Genomic DNA, 16425 nt, shown 5'->3' on the forward strand with positions numbered 1-16425 from the left:
CCACAGGAAATACAGGCAGCCGACACACTGCGCCTCTTAAGCGAACGACAACCGTGAGGTTGGCGACGTGAATAGTCACGAGGCCATCGGTTCTCCCCCGGAAAGGCGTCATCATGCCCGCAGCTTAGTCGTCAATGTAAGAATAATGAGTAAGTTACGATGAAAAGAATGTTAATCAACGCAACTCAGCAGGAAGAGTTGCGTGTCGCCCTTGTTGATGGGCAGCGCCTGTACGACCTGGATATCGAAAGCCCGGGTCACGAGCAGAAAAAAGCGAACATCTACAAAGGCAAAATCACCCGCATTGAACCGAGCCTCGAAGCTGCATTTGTTGATTACGGAGCTGAACGCCACGGTTTTCTCCCTCTTAAAGAAATCGCCCGCGAATACTTCCCTGCCAGCTACAACGCCCATGGCCGTCCGAACATCAAAGATGTGCTGCGCGAAGGTCAGGAAGTCATTGTTCAGATCGATAAAGAAGAGCGCGGCAACAAAGGCGCGGCGCTTACCACCTTTATCAGCCTTGCTGGCAGCTACCTGGTATTGATGCCAAATAACCCACGTGCGGGCGGTATCTCCCGTCGCATCGAAGGCGACGACCGCACCGAACTGAAAGAAGCGCTGTCCAGTCTGGAACTGCCGGATGGCATGGGTCTTATTGTCCGTACAGCAGGCGTGGGCAAATCTGCCGAAGCACTGCAGTGGGATCTGAGCTTCCGTCTGAAACATTGGGATGCCATCCAGAAAGCCGCAGAAAGCCGCCCGGCGCCGTTCCTGATCCACCAGGAAAGCAACGTGATTGTGCGCGCTTTCCGCGATTACCTGCGCCAGGACATCGGCGAAATCCTGATCGATAACCCGAAAGTGCTTGAGCTGGCTCGCCAGCATATCTCCGCGCTGGGTCGTCCGGATTTCAGTAGCAAAATCAAACTGTACACCGGTGAAATCCCGCTGTTCAGCCACTACCAGATTGAGTCGCAGATCGAGTCTGCCTTCCAGCGTGAAGTGCGCCTGCCTTCCGGCGGCTCTATCGTTATTGATACGACCGAAGCACTGACCGCTATCGACATCAACTCCGCTCGCGCAACCCGCGGCGGCGATATCGAAGAGACGGCGTTTAACACTAACCTGGAAGCGGCAGACGAAATTGCCCGTCAGTTGCGCTTGCGCGACCTTGGCGGCCTGATTGTTATCGACTTCATCGACATGACGCCAGTACGTCACCAGCGTGCTGTGGAAAACCGTCTGCGTGAAGCGGTGCGTCAGGACCGTGCGCGTATTCAAATCAGCCATATTTCCCGCTTCGGTCTGCTGGAAATGTCCCGCCAGCGTCTGAGCCCGTCGCTTGGCGAGTCCAGCCATCACGTTTGCCCACGCTGTAGCGGCACTGGCACCATTCGTGACAACGAATCCTTGTCGCTGTCTATTCTGCGCTTGATCGAAGAAGAAGCGCTGAAAGAAAACACGCAGGAGGTGCATGCCATCGTTCCGGTGCAGGTCGCTTCTTACCTGTTGAACGAAAAACGTGCTGCCGTCAGCGCTATCGAAGCCCGTCAGGGTGGCGTACGCTGCGTGATCGTTCCGAACGATCAGATGGAAACCCCGCACTACTCCGTACTGCGCGTGCGTAAAGGTGAAGAGACCCCGACCCTGAGCTATCTGCTGCCAAAACTGCATGAAGAAGCAATGGCGCTGCCGTCTGAAGAAGACGTTCCGGAACGTAAACGTCCGGAACAACCCGCGCTGGCCACTTTCGTCATGCCAGATGTTCCGCCAGTACCACAAGCGCCTGCGCCTACACCTGCAGTCGCTGCACAGCCAGCCTCTGTCGTCGCCCAGTCCTCGCCGGGTCTGCTGGGCCGTTTCTTCTCCGCACTGAAAGGCCTGTTCGCCAGCGAAGCTGCGCCTGCATCGGTTGAAGTGAAAGAAGAAGAGAAGAAAAATGCGGGCGAGAAACAAGATCGCCAGCAGGATCGTCGTAAATCCCGTCAGGGCAACCGTCGCGATCGTAATGAGCGCCGTGATTCCCGCGGTGAAGGTAATGAAGCGCGTGAAGGCCGTGACAACCGCGAAGGCCGCGAAGAAAATCGCCGCAATCGCCGTGAAAAATCACAGCAGAATGCAGAGGCCCGCGATGTTCGCCAGCCAGTTGCCGTAGAAGAGGCTGATAAGGCGAAGCCGCGTGACGAGCAGCAACCGCGCCGTGAACGCAATCGCCGCCGTAATGATGAAAAACGTCAGGCGCAGCAGGATGTGAAAGAGCTGAGCCGCGATGAACAAACTGCGCCGGAAACGGAACAGGAAGAGCGTGTACAGACGATGCCGCGCCGTAAGCAACGTCAGCTGAACCAGAAAGTCCGCGTTGGCGAGCAGAATGCAGAAACCGTTGTTGAAAAGGATGCTGTCCAGGACGTACCCGCTCCACGCACTGAACTGGCGAAAGTCGAGCTGCCTGTCGTTGCAGACAGTGCCAACGCACAGGAACAGGATGAGAACGGGGATACGCGTGAAAACGCGATGCCGCGCCGCTCACGCCGTTCACCGCGCCACCTGCGCGTCAGCGGTCAGCGTCGCCGTCGCTACCGCGATGAGCGCTACCCGCTGCAATCCGCAATGCCATTGACCGTTGCCTGCGCATCGCCGGAAATGGCCTCCGGTAAGGTATGGATCAGCTATCCGGTTGCGCGTCCTCAGGATGAGCAGCAGGTTCAGGACAGCGAAGTGGAACAGAATGTCGCCACTGAGCAGGATGTCGCTCCCGCTATCGCCGAAGCGCAACTGGTCGCCAGTCAGCCCGCTGAAGCGCCAGAAGCGTCTGCTCCGGTTGAAACGGCCGAAACTGCAACCGCTGAACCTGCGATTGCTGAACCGCAAACGCCTGTTGAAGCACCTGAACCTGTCGTCGTTGAAACCACGCATCCGGAAGTCATTGAAAGCCCGGTAGAGGATCAGCCGCAGTTGATTGCTGAGGAAGATCGCACCGTCGCTGAAGCGGTGATTGAAAACGTGCAGCCAGCACAACCCCCAGTGGTTGCAGAACCGGTGGCTGAAACTGCCGTGGCCGAAGACGTAACGGAAGAAACCGCGACGCCGGTTATCGAAGTGCCGGTCATCCCTGCTGCAGCAGCGCCGGCGGCACGTAAGATTGCCACTGCGCCAATGACTAAAGCGCCTGCGCCAGCCTACGTGCCGGAAGCACCGCGTCATAGCGATTGGGTACGTCCGGAGTTCGGATTCACAGGTAAAGGAGCGGCAGGCGGCCACAGCGCTACGCACTCCGCTACCGCGCCGGCAACAAAACCGCCGTCAGTCAACTAACCCGACTGGCAGTAAAAGCCGACCTCCGGGTCGGCTTTTTTATGCCCGATGCACTGGCTGGCGCATACCGCCCAGCCCTGGCATCACTTCCCGCATCAGTTGCAAAAACTTACGTAACCGCGCGGGATAGTAACGTGCCCACGGGTAAACCAGATGCACTGGCAATGGTGCTGCCTGCCACTCCGGCAACAGCGCCACCAGCTTACCGGCACGAATTTCTTCCTCTACCGCCCAACTGGAGATCACCGCCACACCCAGCCCTGCAATGACGGTGTTACGTGCTGCATAAAGGCTATCCGTATAAAGCCGGGGCGAAATCACCACCTGCTCCGTCTCACCACTGTGCTGATGCGTAAGATGAATTTCGTGCTGGTAGAACGTATTCAGGGCTATCCATGGCAATGCGGAGAGCTGTTGTGGCGTTTCTATTGCAGGAAAACGCGCAAGTACTGCGGGTGCCGCCACCAGACTGCGAGGCACTTCCGCCAGCAACACTGACACGGTCGCTGGATCGACTTCCGCCCCCACACGAATGGCGCAATCGATATTCGCGCTAAGAAAATCCACCTTTTTGTCATTAAGTATCCACTCCACCGATAGCTGTGGATGACGCTCCAGGAATTGCGTTAACGGCCCCAGCAATTGCTCCTGACCAAACGCATGCGGCGCTCGTACCCGTAACATTCCCACCGGTTCATCGTCCGACTGACTCAGCTCATCCTCAAGTGCAACCCATGCATCCGCCACACGTTTCGCATGCTGATAACACCGTTCTCCATCATCCGTGAGCTTCATCGCATGGGTGGTGCGCAACAAAAGTTTCACGCCAAGCAGGCTTTCCAGCGACTGCAAGCGTCTGCTCACCGTCGCTTGTGTGGTGTCCAGTTGACGCGCCGCCGCCGACAGCGAACCCGCCTCGACGATACGGATAAACGTCCGCATTAGATCCACTCTATCTATACGTTCTTGTCGCTTCATAGTTATTACATTTATACGTTACACGTATAACCGTTTTACCACTCCGCTGGCTACCGCGCTATACCGGCATACGCAAAAATGTGCCCACACCGTAGCGTTACGACGCACAAATCAAAACACACCGTTTCTGGGGAACCATCATATGAACCGTCATTCTCTTTCGACAGATGCTGTTGGCTGGGTCATTTTTGCCCTCGCGCTCGGCGCAGGATTCAGCGTTGCAGCAATTTACTATTCGCAGCCGCTATTACCGCTGATGGGCAACGACTTGCATCTTACAATCAACGGCATGGGGCTGGTTCCCACACTGACTCAGGCTGGCTATGCGCTGGGGATCCTGTTTCTGTTGCCACTGGGCGACCGCCATGATCGCCGGCGTCTTATTCTGTTCAAAAGCGCGGCACTGGCGCTGTTATTGCTGGCATGCAGTCTGACCAGCCACCTTCCCTCTCTGCTGATTGTCAGCCTGCTGTTAGGCATGGCCGCCACCATGGCGCAGGATATTGTTCCTGCTGCCGCGATCCTCGCACCGGCGGGTAAACAGGGGAAAATGGTCGGTACGGTAATGACGGGGCTGCTGCTGGGGATCCTGCTTTCCAGGACCGTCAGTGGCTTTGTTGGCGCGGCATTTGGCTGGCGCGTCATGTACCAGGTGGCGGCCGTTAGCATTGCGCTGATTGGTATCCTGATGTGGTCTGTACTGCCGCGCTTCGCCACCCACTCAACGCTGAGCTACCCGGCGCTGATGAAGTCTATGGCGCACCTGTGGCAACATTATCCATCACTGCGTCGCGCTGCAATGGCACAAGGTTTTCTTTCTGTCGCTTTTAGCGCGTTCTGGTCAACCCTGGCGATGATGCTGCTGGAAAAATATCAATTGGGTAGCGCTGTCGCCGGCACTTTCGGCATCGCAGGTGCGGCCGGTGCACTGGCCGCACCGCTGGCTGGCGGGCTGGCAGATAAAATGGGCGCAGAGAAAGTGACACAATTAGGCGCAGGTCTGGTGATGGTTTCTTTTGCTCTGATGTTCCTGTTGCCCGTTCTGCCCCCGCACGGGCAACTGATCCTGATTGCATTGTCTGCCGTCGGTTTTGACCTGGGTCTGCAATCCAGTCTGGTTGCACACCAGAATCTGGTTTACGGCCTGGAGCCGCAAGCACGTGGTCGGCTGAATGCACTACTGTTTACCGGCGTGTTTATTGGTATGGCGGCAGGTTCTGCACTGGGCAGTAAACTCTACTCGGTTGCCTCATGGCAAGGTGTGATAGTGTTGGCAACGCTGTCCGCACTCATCGCACTGGCTATCCGCCTCATCGATGCCCGCCAGATGCAACAAGCCGAACAAAAAGCGTAAAAAAAAAAGCCCGCTCCGGGGTGATGGAGCGGGCATAGCGAACATGCCCAGTTTCCAGACATGTCCAAAATGAAAACGTTACTTATTGAGCTGGAACAGCGACATCCCCTGCATATCACTAAACGCCTTGTAAGACGCCTGCAGTGCAGCCTGTTGCATGGTGTAAGACGAAATCACTTCGTTCCAGTCTACATCGATCAAATCACTCGACTGTTGCTTCAGACCCAGCGCACGGTCATCGCCCAGCGAATCAAGGCTTTCCAGTTCGTTCAACTGCGTACCCAGCTCAGCGCGTACAGTAGACACGTTGTTCAGGGAGTTGCCGAGGCCACGGCTGGTTTTATCTACTACGGCCTGTGCAGCAGCTTTCGCCGTTTCATTACCTGCGACGGGAGTTTTCAGCGCTGCAACGGCCGTATCCAGCATTTTGAACAGGTTCGTTTCGGACGTACCCGGCAGACCCGTTGCCGGATCGATCGGCTCTGGCGTAGCGTTACTGCTGATATGGTTAAAGACTTGATCGCCAGTGTGCGCAATGACCATAGTACGCGAGGCATCCACTTGCTGACTGATTGCCTGCGAACCCCCACTGTAGGTCGCCGTTGCTGAGTCATACGGAGCAGACTCCGTCTTGTAGCCAGCAAAAATATAGCGACCATTACCATCAGTGCTGTTGGCAAGGTTTAACAACTGATCGCGATAGCCCTGCAATTCTGTTGCCAGAGAAGCGCGGTCATCGTCACTGAGCGAACCGCTGCCCGCTTTCACGATAGTACTTTGCGCGCCCTGAATTGCTGTGGTCACCTGTTGCAGTACGCTCTCTTCGAGCGACACTTTCTGCGTAGCGAATGTACGTGCAGTGGCATACTGCGAGTTTTGCGCCTGCGCCTGAGAGATCACCACTGCCTGAGAGGCGGCAATCGGATCATCAGACGGACGGTTCACACGCTGACCGGTGGACATTTGCTCACCATACGCCAGCCACTTACTTTGCGCGTTGGTCACACCGCGCATATTTTGTTCGTACATCATTTGAGTACTGATACGCATTGCTCACCCCTTACTTAGCGTATTTCCAGCAGCGCATTAAAGAGCGTGCTTGCGGTCTGAAGAACCTGCGCGTTGGCCAGATAATATTGCTGATAACGTTGCAGGTTGCCGTACTCTTCATCGAGGTTAACCCCGGAGATCGACTGCTGCTGGTTGCTCAGTTGCGTTACCACGTTAGTCTGCGTCGTACTGCTGGTTTTCAGCGTCGACGTTTTGTTACCCACATCGCTCACCAGCGTGGCATAGGCATCGGTAAAGGTTTTATTACCGCCGACTTTCTTGGCACTTTGCAGGTTGAGCAGCGCCTGCCCGTTGCGGTTGTCGCTCGCACCGTCGCCGGCAACAGACGCCATCGCAATTTTCGACTCATCGGTGATCGCCACGCTCATATTCACAATCGCGTTGCTCACCGGCTTGACGGTAAAACTGTCGTTGGCGGCAGCCGTACCACTGACGCTGACCTTCAGCCCGTCAAAATTCAACGAGCCATCGGTGGAATCTGGTGTAACGTTGAAGGACGTATTGTTGGACAAACGCGTCACGGTCCAGTTGCTGCCATCGTAAGCCACTTTGTAGTCAGTCGCCTGAACAGCCGTACTGTCGCTGACCGCGGGTGATAATGCGGCGGTGCCAGTATTTTTGCCGTTGCCTAAGGCAGACGGCGCACCGATGGTAAAGAAGTTTGTACCCTGTACACCGGCTGAATCGTAACCCTGGGTGTGCTGTTTGTTGAACGCATCAGCAAATGACAACGCCAGTTGGCCCAGGGTATTACGCGTCTGATCCAGATCCTGTGAACGGAAGGCCAGCAAACCGCCCAGAGACCCCGTAGTAATCAGTCTCTCCGGGATCTCAACATTGCCGGCAGTATTGTCGACATAGGCAACCGTGGTACGAGATGCGTCAGCGCTGGAAGCCACTGCCGCCAGTTGGCGAGAAGTACTGCCTTGCACCAGGGTGTAACCGTTAGCCATCGTCAGGTTATAGGTTTTACCATCCTGTACGCTAACTTCCACCCCGACGATCTTATTCAGCTCGCTGACCAACTGGTCACGCTGATCGAGCAAATCATTCGGAGATGCGCCCGCGCCAACGCCGGTCAGACGGGAAATCTGATCATTAAGGGAGGCGATCTGTTTGGTGTAGTTGTTGATTTGGTCAACACTTGAGCTGATAGACAGGTTAACCTGCTTATCCTGGTCACGCAGATACTGATCGGCCACCTTGAACTGGTTAACCAGCGCACTGCCTTTACCTAACAGAGCCTGACGTGCTGCCGGATCTTCGGCGTTGCTCACCAACGTTTGCAGACTGGAGAAAAATCCCTGCAGGCTGGTCGAAAGCGTATTGGTAGTACCAGAGAGCACATCATCAATTTTTGACATCTGCTCATAGCGCGTAGTCAACCCGCTGCTCTGGTTTTGCGCCGCGCGCAGCTGGTTAGTAATGAAAGCATCATACTCACGCTGAACACCCGAGACATAGACACCATTACCAACCCAACCGCCAGCCCCCAGCGTACTGTTAGCCGACGACAATACTGTCGTCTGACGGGTATAGCCAGCCACGTTATAGCTGGCAATGTTGTTACTCGAGGTATTAAGCGCTGCCTGGGCTGCAGCGAGCCCACTCATGGCGCTATTAATCAAACTGGACATGGAGGTTCCTTATACACTTTCAGACATGAGTCCTGTTGACGATTATCGGCAACCCAGAGCGAAACTTGAGATATTTCAGAACAGATTTTCGATGTCGCTGTTATAGGCTTTGCTGACTTTTTCACCCATAGATTTAAGCTGTTGGATCATACTCGTCAGCTTACGGGCATAGTTCGGATCGGTCGCATAACCGGCGTTTTGCAACGCTTGTGCGCCCTGTTCCGCCGTTGCCGCCGTCGTGACCGCCGCATAGCGTTTATTGCGCGTCAGCATGCCTACATAATCAGACAATGCTTCGAGATACGAGCTGTACACACGGAATTTTGCTTTGACTTTAACCGCCTCGCCATTCTCATATTCCGTGGTGGTGATCTCGGTGGTTGGCCCTTTCCAGTTCGGTGTCGCTTTCACACCGAAAATGTTAAAGCTCGGCTCACCGTTCTCACGCGGGATCTGCCGTTGGCCCCAGCCAGATTCGAGAGCAGCCTGCGCGAGGATCAAGTGATGCGGAACACCGCTCTGCTGGCTGGCCAGTCGCGCCGGAAGCGAAAGCTGGGCAAGGAAGTCTTTGCTGTCACCCGTCAACGGTTCATCACTGTCGTCAGGCGCTTTTGGCATAGCCTTACGCACTAACTGCGTCAGCGCCTGGTTTTGATAACTGGTCACCGTTTCCAGAGGGAACTTCATCGGCACCTGTTGCATTTGATCGGCGGGATCTACCGGCGCCTGTTCGCCGGTCATCTGTTTCACCATCATATCCGCCAGCCCCAGACCTTTGCCTGCGGTCATCTGCTGGGCAATCTGTTGGTCATACATGCTGGTGTACAGCCGGGTTGAATCGCTACTGAAAATACCGTCTTTTGGCAGGGCGTCGCGCATGCTTTTTAGCATCATTTGCACAAACATCCCTTCCACCTGGCGCGCTACCGGCCGCAGGTTAGCTTTCGGATCCTGTCCGGCCTTTGATTTCAGTTCATTCAGCGACTGCGCGTCCCAGGCCGCGCTACTCAACAACCGGCTGTCAGTCAACATTAGATGATCTCCAGTTTCGCACGCAGGCAACCTGCGCTTTGCATAGACTGCAGAATCGACATCAGTTCCATTGGCGACGCACCCAGTGCGTTCAGTGCACGTACCACGCTATTCAGATTGGCGCTGGAGCGAACACTTTGCAGCGACCCACCACTCTGACGCAAATCGATCTGCGTTTGCGGCGTGACAACGGTTTGACCACCCCCAAACGGCGTATTCGGCTGGCTAACGTTAGCCTGCTGGTTCACCGTCACGGAGAGGTTACCCTGCGCGACTGCGCAGTTATCCAGCGCCACTTCGCGGTTCATCACCACAGAGCCGGTACGGGAGTTAATGATCACTTTCGCATCCTGTTGCGTTGTACCGACTTCCAGATTCTGAATATCCGCCAACAGACGCACCTGTGAGGTACCGCCGCTGGAGGTACGGATCTGCACGGTACGAGCATCCAGCGCAGTCGCGCTACCATAACCACGGCTGCGGTTGATGGTATCGGCAATCTGCTGCGCCATGGTGAAATCTTCCTGATTCAGTTGCAGGTTTATGGTGTTACCCGCGCCAAATTGCGACGGCAGTTCACGCTCAATAACCGCTCCGCCGGTGATGCGACCGCCGTTGAGCTGGTTAACCTGTACGCTGCTGCCGCCAGCAGATGCACCTGCACCACCTACAAGAATGTTACCCTGCGCCAGCGCATACACCTGGCTGTCCACCCCTTTCAGCGGGGTCATCAGCAACGTGCCGCCGCGCAGGCTTTTTGCGTTCCCCATGGAAGAGACCACCACATCGATTGTCTGTCCCTGGCGGGCAAAGGCCGGGAATTGCGCGGTCACCATTACCGCCGCCACGTTTTTTAATTGCATGTTAGTGCCAGTAGGAACGGTGATCCCCATCTGCGACAACATGTTATTTAATGTTTGCGTGGTAAACGGCGTTTGGGTGGTCTGGTCACCCGTGCCATCAAGCCCAACAACAAGGCCGTAGCCAATTAAGGAGTTTTCTCGTACGCCCTGTACGCTGGTGAGATCCCGGATACGGTCGGCCTGGGCGACAGTCGCCATCAGCACCAACGCGATTCCAGCCAGATATCTAAACATAATTCACCCCGGTTACATCGGCGATAAGTTGAGGAAGAAACGCTGCAGCCAGCCCATCGTCTGCGCTTCGTTAATGTAGCCATTGCCGACATATTCGATGCGCGCATCAGCCACCTGAGTAGACTGAACCGTGTTGCTGCCGCTGATGGTGCGTGGGTTCACAACACCTGAGAAGCGGATGAATTCAGTGCCCTGGTTAATAGCGATCTGTTTTTCACCCACAACATGTAAATTGCCATTGATCAGCACCTGGTCGACCGTCACAGTCAACGTGCCGCTAAATGTGTTACTGGCGTTCGCGCCGCCTTTACCGGCGAAGGTGTTACTCCCGGAAGAACTCAGATCGGCACGTGCGTTGCCAAAAAGACCTTCAAGGTAACGAGGCGTCGTATCGATACCAAAACTGGATTTGCCATCGCGGCTGGCATTGGCCGATGAACTCTTACTGGCGCTCACGTTTTCTTGCAACGTGATCGTCAGCATATCGCCCACGTTACGCGGACGGCGGTCTTCAAACAGTGGCTGATAGCCATAGTTTATTGGCTGCGCGGTCTGATAAATCGAGCCATTCACTAAAGGCACTGGACCCGGGATCGGTTGAGCGGAGGTCGCTCCTTCTACCAATGGTTTTGAAGGAACCCAGGCACATCCGGTCAGGGTAACGGCCAGTAAAGCCATAATTGGGTAGCGGCGCGCGGCGTATTTTTGCATTGCATTCATCTTCGAAATCAGGGTTCCGGTACGGCAGCAACTACCGCACCGGATAACGCCTTAGAGTTGCGTCAGTTTTTGCAGCATCTGATCGGTCGTCGATACTGCTTTACTGTTAATTTCGTAAGCGCGTTGAACCTGGATCATATTCACCAGTTCTTCGGCAACGTTTACGTTTGAGGTTTCCACATACCCCTGGTACAGCAAACCTGCACCGTTGAGGCCCGGTGTCGTGGAGTTTGGCGCCCCGGACGACTGGGTTTCGGTGTACAGGTTCTCACCGATGCTTTCCAGACCGGTGTCATTCATAAAGGTGGTGAGGTTTAACTGGCCAACCTGCACCGGCGCTGTCGCCCCCTGCTGCGTCACGCTGACCACGCCGTCGCGGCCAATGGTGATGCTCAGGGTGTTAGCAGGGATAGTGATCGCAGGCTGCACCTGGAAACCACCCGCCGTGACTAACTGACCATTCTGATCCACCTGGAAGGAGCCGTCGCGTGTATACGCTGAGGTACCATCCGGCAGCAGCACTTCAAAGAAGCCCTGCCCTTTAATGGCAACATCTTTGGTGTTGTTAGTTTGTGACAAGCCGCCCTGGCTGTGCAGGCGTTCGGTCGCAACGGGACGAACACCGGTACCGATCTGCAAGCCAGAAGGCAATGTCGTTTGTTCAGAAGACTGAGCACCAGGCTGACGCATCGTCTGGTACAACAAATCTTCAAATACCGCACGCTGACGCTTAAAACCGTTGGTACTGACGTTCGCCAGGTTGTTGGCGATAACGTCCATATTGGTTTGCTGGGCGTCGAGGCCGGTTTTCGCGATCCATAATGAACTGATCATAGGTAATCCTGTTTATTAGCCCAGTGACAGCAACTGATTGGCGCGTTGCGCGTTTTCATCAACGCTGCCGATCACCTTCATCTGCATTTCGAAGCGACGTGCGCTGGCAATCATGTCGGTCATCGCTTCAACGGGTTTAACGTTGCTGCCTTCCAGCACGCCCGACATCACACGGACAGAGGCATCGGCTTGCAACGTCGTGCCACGCGTGGCTTGCGCGGCCTGGCTCACACGGAACAGACCATCATCGCCACGCACCACTTCTTTACCTTCCGCTTTAACCAGCTTCAGCTTGCCTACCGGTGCAATGGTATTCGCCGAATCGCCAGGATTAAGCGCAGAAATCGTACCGTCAGCGGCAATCGTGATCTGCGAGCCTTCCGGCACAGAGATCGGACCCGCCTCACCAATCACCGGGTGGCCCTGAATGGTCAACTGACCGGTAGGACCGACCTGAATATTACCGTTGCGGGTATACCCTTCCGAACCATCCGCGGTCTGAACGGCCAACCAACCGTTCTGCTGTAACGCCACATCAAGTGGGCGAGAGGTGTAATCCAGCTGACCGGGCGTCATATCGGCACCCGGTGTAGACGCCACCACCAAAGTACGGGTCGGTAACGAAAGCCCTTCAACAGGTACTGCACGCAGCGCATTAAGCTGCGCACGGAAGCCAGGTGTTGAAGCATTCGCAAGGTTGCTGGCGGTGACAGCCTGCTGATTCAGCGTTTGGCTGGCGGCGCCCATCGCGGTGTATATTGCGTGATCCATTAAGCCATCCCGTCAGATGATTAACGCAGGTTAACCAGCGTGTTAAGGATCTGGTCCTGGGTTTTGATAGTCTGCGCGTTCGACTGATAGTTACGCTGCGCGACGATCATGTTCACCAGTTCTTTACTCAGATCCACGTTTGATGCTTCAAGCGCACCGTTGGTCAACTTACCGAAGTTACCGGTACCTGCAGCCCCTAACAGCGCAACACCGGAAGACGAGGTTGCGGACCAAACGTTGTTACCTTCAGATTGCAAGCCTTCGGAGTTAGCGAAGTTCGCCAGAACGATCTGCCCAAGCACCTGTTTCTGCTCGTTGGAGTAGTTCCCCACAACGGTGCCATCTTCGTTAATCTGGTAGCTCACCAGGTCGCCCGGTTTGTAACCGTTCTGCGTGGTGCCGACAATGTTGTTAGAGCCGGTGTTCTGCTGCATGGAGTTAAGGAAACTCAGCGAGAACGTTGCCGGGGTTGCACCATTGATGGTACCCGTAGTGATGGAGGCAGAAGTCCCGCCCGTCAGCGCACCGTTAGTATTGAAGGTCATGGTGGTTGCAAGCGTTGCCGTACTGCCGCTCACACTGCTATCCTGGGTATAAACATCCCAGGTATTCGCTGTGGCACTCTTCACAAAATAGACGTTCATGTCATGGGCGTTACCCTGGCTGTCGTAGACAGTGACGGAACCTTTTTTGTTATAGGTGCTGGCGTTAGTGGGGTCGAACGGCGTAACCGTCGGGGTAGTGTCTGTGGAGTTCAGGTTGATCTGCATCGATGCTGTGGTGGTGGTTTTCGCCGCCATCAGCGTGTTCGGAATGGTGATAGCTGCCGGGTTCGCACCAGTCTGTACTGTCGGCGGTGTACCGGTAGCCGGGTAGCCGGTTATCTGCATACCCTGCATGTTCACCAGGTTGCGGTTTTCGTCCAGTTTGAACTGGCCGTTACGGCTGTAATACACAGAACCGTTGCTGTCGACCACACGGAAGAAACCGTTTCCGCTCAATGCAACGTCAAGACCACGACCGGTGTTGGTGGTGGTACCATCGCTAAAGTCCTGGGTAATGCCCGCCACTTTAACACCGAGCCCCACTTTAGAACCGGCAAACATATCAGCGAAGGACGCAGATCCGGATTTAAAGCCATAAGTGGCGGAGTTGGCAATGTTGTTACCAATGACATCGAGGTTGGTGGCCGCAGCATTCAGGCCGCTGACCGCTTGTGAAAAGGCCATGACTTACTCCTGATAAGTGTTAAGGCTTTAAATAATCTGCCGTACTTCGTCGAGGGTGGTAGTACCGTAGGTACCCAAATCTAATGTGCTTCCGCTACTATTGCGGGTCACACCTTGCACCAGCGCAAACTGCAGAGGTTGAGCAACCAACTGCGTTGAGCCTGAGCTGGCAGCGATAGAGACTTTATAAGAGCCATCTGGCGCTGCTGTACCATCAGAAAGTTTGCCGTCCCAGCTAAAGGTATGGACGCCCGCTTTCAGCGCACCAATATCAATGGTGCGCACGACTGTGCCATCCGCACTGGTCACTGTCGCGGTCACTTTGTCGGCAGCCTGAGTCAGCTCAACGCCAAATGGCGTAGAGGTCTCTTTGCCCACAAGGATGGTTTGTCCTGGGATCATGACACCGTGGCCAATCAGCGTCGTCGCCTGCATGGACTGGCTGTTATCAATCTGCCCGGAGATCGAGCCCAGTGTGGTATTCAGTTTTTCAATCCCGCTTACGGTACTGATCTGCGCAAGTTGCGTGGTCAGTTCATTGTTTTGCAGCGGGTTGGTCGGATCCTGGTTTTTCAACTGCGCGACCAGCAATGTCAGAAAGCTGCTCTGCAGGTCGGAAGCGCTGTTAGTCCCAGTGGTAGTTGTGCCCTTCGTACTGGCTGCAGCGCCGGAGTTGGTCGGGTCATTAACTTTTACAGCGATAGACATGCTGTGCGTCTCCTTTACTGGCCGAGGGTCAGGGTCTTGAGCATCATGCTCTTAACCGTATTCAGTACTTCAACGTTTGCCTGATAGCTGCGTGAAGCGGACATGGTGTTGACCATTTCCCCGACCACATCAACGTTCGGCATTTTGACGTAACCATTGGCGTCCGCCAGCGGGTTACCCGGCTGGTAAACCAGTTTGTCCGGCGCCTGGCTTTCAATAACATCCGCGACTTTTACACCGCCGGTCGCCTGACCTGGTGCGGCATCAACCTGGAAAACGACCTGTTTGGCGCGATAGGGTTGACCATCCGGCCCGGTAACGCTGTCGGCGTTGGCAAGGTTACTGGCCGCCACGTTCATACGTTTGGACTGCGCCGCCAGCGCCGAGCCAGCGACATCAAAAATATTCAGTAAAGCCATCTATCAATTCCCCCCTTGCAGAACACTCATCATGCTTTTGATCTGCCCGCCCAGTACCGTTAAACCGGTCTGGTATTTCACGCTGTTGTCCGCGAACTGCGTACGCTCACGATCCATATCCACGGTGTTGCCATCCAGAGAGGGCTGATCCGGGATGCGATACAGCAGATCGGCAGACGGCGGGGTCATTGCTTGCGCAGGAATATGACGGGAAGAGGTCAGCGCCAATGAAACACCACTCTCTTCAGCACGACCGCGCTCCATGACTTTTTTCAGTTCACTGGCGAAATCAATATCGCGCGCCTGGTACCCCGGGGTATCGGCGTTGGCAATGTTTGCCGACAGGATTTCCTGGCGCTGGGCGCTCAGGTTCAGCGCTTCTTGCTGAAAACGCAGTGCGGCATCAAGTTTATCGAGCATGGCTCCCCCACTGATGACAATTATTTAGCCAACAGCTTAAATCTCCTTACGCAAGCCTTATCGTTGGAATAAGCGCAAAATGCGTCGCTATTTATTGCGTTGATAGATTTGCCATGCGGTTAAAATCTCCTCATTCCATTAACAGGCAGGAGTCTGCGATGATCACTCTGAAAGGCTGTGTGGCTGCGGCCTTACTGTTATTAAGCCCGCTAACGCAGGCGGCCGACTTACAGACGCAACTCACCGCTTTTTTTGCTCAACGTCTTGCTGGATTTAGTGATGAGGTAGTGGTAAATATACGCACCCCGGAAAATCAGCGTCCCGCCTGCGATCAGCCCGAGCTGAGCGTCATCGGAAATGCTAAACTGTGGGGTAATCTGAGTGTTCAGGCGAATTGCGCCGGCGCAAAGCGCTATTTGCAAGTGAACGTTCAGGCGACGGGTAACTATGTTGTGGCCGCACAAGCAGTCGCGCGCGGCAGCACGTTACAGCCGGGCAGCGTGAAATTAGCGCGCGGCCGTCTCGATCAGTTACCACCGAGAACGATGCTGGATATCACCCAGGCGCAGGATGCGGTAAGTTTGCGCGATCTCGCACCCGACCAACCGATACAACTGTCAATGCTGCGCCAGACATGGCGTATAAAAGCGGGACAGCGTGTGCAGGTTGTGGCGACAGGCGATGGCTTTAGTGTGAACGGCGAAGGTCTTGCTCTGAACAACGCATCGGTGGCGCAAAACGCCCGTGTGCGCATGTCTTCAGGCCAGATTGTCAGCGGGATTGTGAACGCTGATGGGAATATTCTGATTAACCTATAATCTTTTTAAAGAATTTGCG

15 protein-coding genes are annotated in these 16425 nt (G+C 55.2%); 3 read left to right on the top strand and 12 right to left on the bottom strand.

Annotated elements, in window-relative coordinates; translation table 11 throughout:
- The first annotated feature begins 159 nt into the window (after positions 1 to 159).
- Positions 160 to 3318: a ribonuclease E gene (rne, locus tag ABGA49_RS03060; RefSeq protein WP_347665112.1), complete on the top strand. Its 3159-nt coding sequence runs from the start codon at positions 160 to 162 to the stop codon at positions 3316 to 3318.
- 39 nt (positions 3319 to 3357) lie between these two features.
- On the opposite strand, the gene ABGA49_RS03065 is transcribed toward rne, so the two are convergent.
- Entirely contained in the window at positions 3358 to 4296 is a 939-nt protein-coding gene (locus ABGA49_RS03065; RefSeq protein WP_088236530.1) for a LysR family transcriptional regulator, read from the bottom strand.
- 142 nt (positions 4297 to 4438) lie between these two features.
- On the opposite strand from ABGA49_RS03065, the gene ABGA49_RS03070 reads away from it, so the two are divergent.
- Positions 4439 to 5650, top strand: a complete 1212-nt coding sequence (locus tag ABGA49_RS03070; RefSeq protein ID WP_347665113.1) for an MFS transporter — start codon at positions 4439 to 4441, stop codon at positions 5648 to 5650.
- Between the two features lie 78 nt (positions 5651 to 5728).
- Here the strand turns inward: ABGA49_RS03070 and flgL are convergent, their stop codons facing one another.
- From flgL to flgB, 11 genes are all read right to left on the bottom strand, one after another.
- Positions 5729 to 6700, bottom strand: a complete 972-nt coding sequence (gene flgL, locus ABGA49_RS03075; protein WP_061494852.1) for a flagellar hook-associated protein FlgL — start codon at positions 6698 to 6700, stop codon at positions 5729 to 5731.
- Between the two features lie 14 nt (positions 6701 to 6714).
- A complete protein-coding gene (gene flgK, locus ABGA49_RS03080; protein ID WP_061494851.1) occupies positions 6715 to 8358 on the bottom strand; it encodes a flagellar hook-associated protein FlgK in 1644 nt (547 codons plus the stop codon).
- A 75-nt stretch (positions 8359 to 8433) separates the two neighbouring features.
- A complete protein-coding gene (gene flgJ, locus ABGA49_RS03085) occupies positions 8434 to 9390 on the bottom strand; it encodes a flagellar assembly peptidoglycan hydrolase FlgJ (RefSeq protein ID WP_061494850.1) in 957 nt (318 codons plus the stop codon).
- Complete coding sequence (locus ABGA49_RS03090) at positions 9390 to 10487, bottom strand: flagellar basal body P-ring protein FlgI (protein WP_347665114.1); 1098 nt, start codon at positions 10485 to 10487, stop codon at positions 9390 to 9392. Before ABGA49_RS03090 ends, flgJ begins: the two co-directional genes overlap by 1 nt.
- Before the next feature lie 12 nt (positions 10488 to 10499).
- Positions 10500 to 11198, bottom strand: coding sequence for a flagellar basal body L-ring protein FlgH (locus ABGA49_RS03095; RefSeq protein ID WP_061499968.1), 699 nt, complete (start codon positions 11196 to 11198; stop codon positions 10500 to 10502).
- 60 nt (positions 11199 to 11258) lie between these two features.
- The gene (flgG, locus tag ABGA49_RS03100; protein WP_088236535.1) at positions 11259 to 12041 is read right to left on the bottom strand and encodes a flagellar basal-body rod protein FlgG; all 783 of its coding nucleotides are present in this window, start codon (positions 12039 to 12041) and stop codon (positions 11259 to 11261) included.
- Between the two features lie 15 nt (positions 12042 to 12056).
- Positions 12057 to 12812: a flagellar basal body rod protein FlgF gene (locus tag ABGA49_RS03105; RefSeq protein ID WP_061494847.1), complete on the bottom strand. Its 756-nt coding sequence runs from the start codon at positions 12810 to 12812 to the stop codon at positions 12057 to 12059.
- 20 nt (positions 12813 to 12832) lie between these two features.
- On the bottom strand, positions 12833 to 14041 hold the full coding sequence (gene flgE, locus ABGA49_RS03110) for a flagellar hook protein FlgE (protein ID WP_061494846.1): 1209 nt from the start codon (positions 14039 to 14041) through the stop codon (positions 12833 to 12835).
- Positions 14042 to 14068: 27 nt separating this feature from the next.
- Positions 14069 to 14749, bottom strand: a complete 681-nt coding sequence (gene flgD / locus ABGA49_RS03115; protein ID WP_347665115.1) for a flagellar hook assembly protein FlgD — start codon at positions 14747 to 14749, stop codon at positions 14069 to 14071.
- Between the two features lie 14 nt (positions 14750 to 14763).
- The gene (gene flgC / locus ABGA49_RS03120; RefSeq protein ID WP_061494844.1) at positions 14764 to 15168 is read right to left on the bottom strand and encodes a flagellar basal body rod protein FlgC; all 405 of its coding nucleotides are present in this window, start codon (positions 15166 to 15168) and stop codon (positions 14764 to 14766) included.
- Between the two features lie 3 nt (positions 15169 to 15171).
- The gene (gene flgB / locus ABGA49_RS03125) at positions 15172 to 15588 is read right to left on the bottom strand and encodes a flagellar basal body rod protein FlgB (protein WP_061494843.1); all 417 of its coding nucleotides are present in this window, start codon (positions 15586 to 15588) and stop codon (positions 15172 to 15174) included.
- Positions 15589 to 15746: 158 nt separating this feature from the next.
- On the opposite strand from flgB, the gene flgA reads away from it, so the two are divergent.
- The gene (gene flgA / locus ABGA49_RS03130) at positions 15747 to 16406 is read left to right on the top strand and encodes a flagellar basal body P-ring formation chaperone FlgA (RefSeq protein WP_347665116.1); all 660 of its coding nucleotides are present in this window, start codon (positions 15747 to 15749) and stop codon (positions 16404 to 16406) included.
- Positions 16407 to 16425 lie beyond the last annotated feature (19 nt).

Origin of the sequence: Kosakonia sp. WA-90 (genome assembly GCF_039871955.1) — a bacterium.
GTDB classification, from domain to species: Bacteria; Pseudomonadota; Gammaproteobacteria; order Enterobacterales; family Enterobacteriaceae; genus Kosakonia; species Kosakonia oryzendophytica.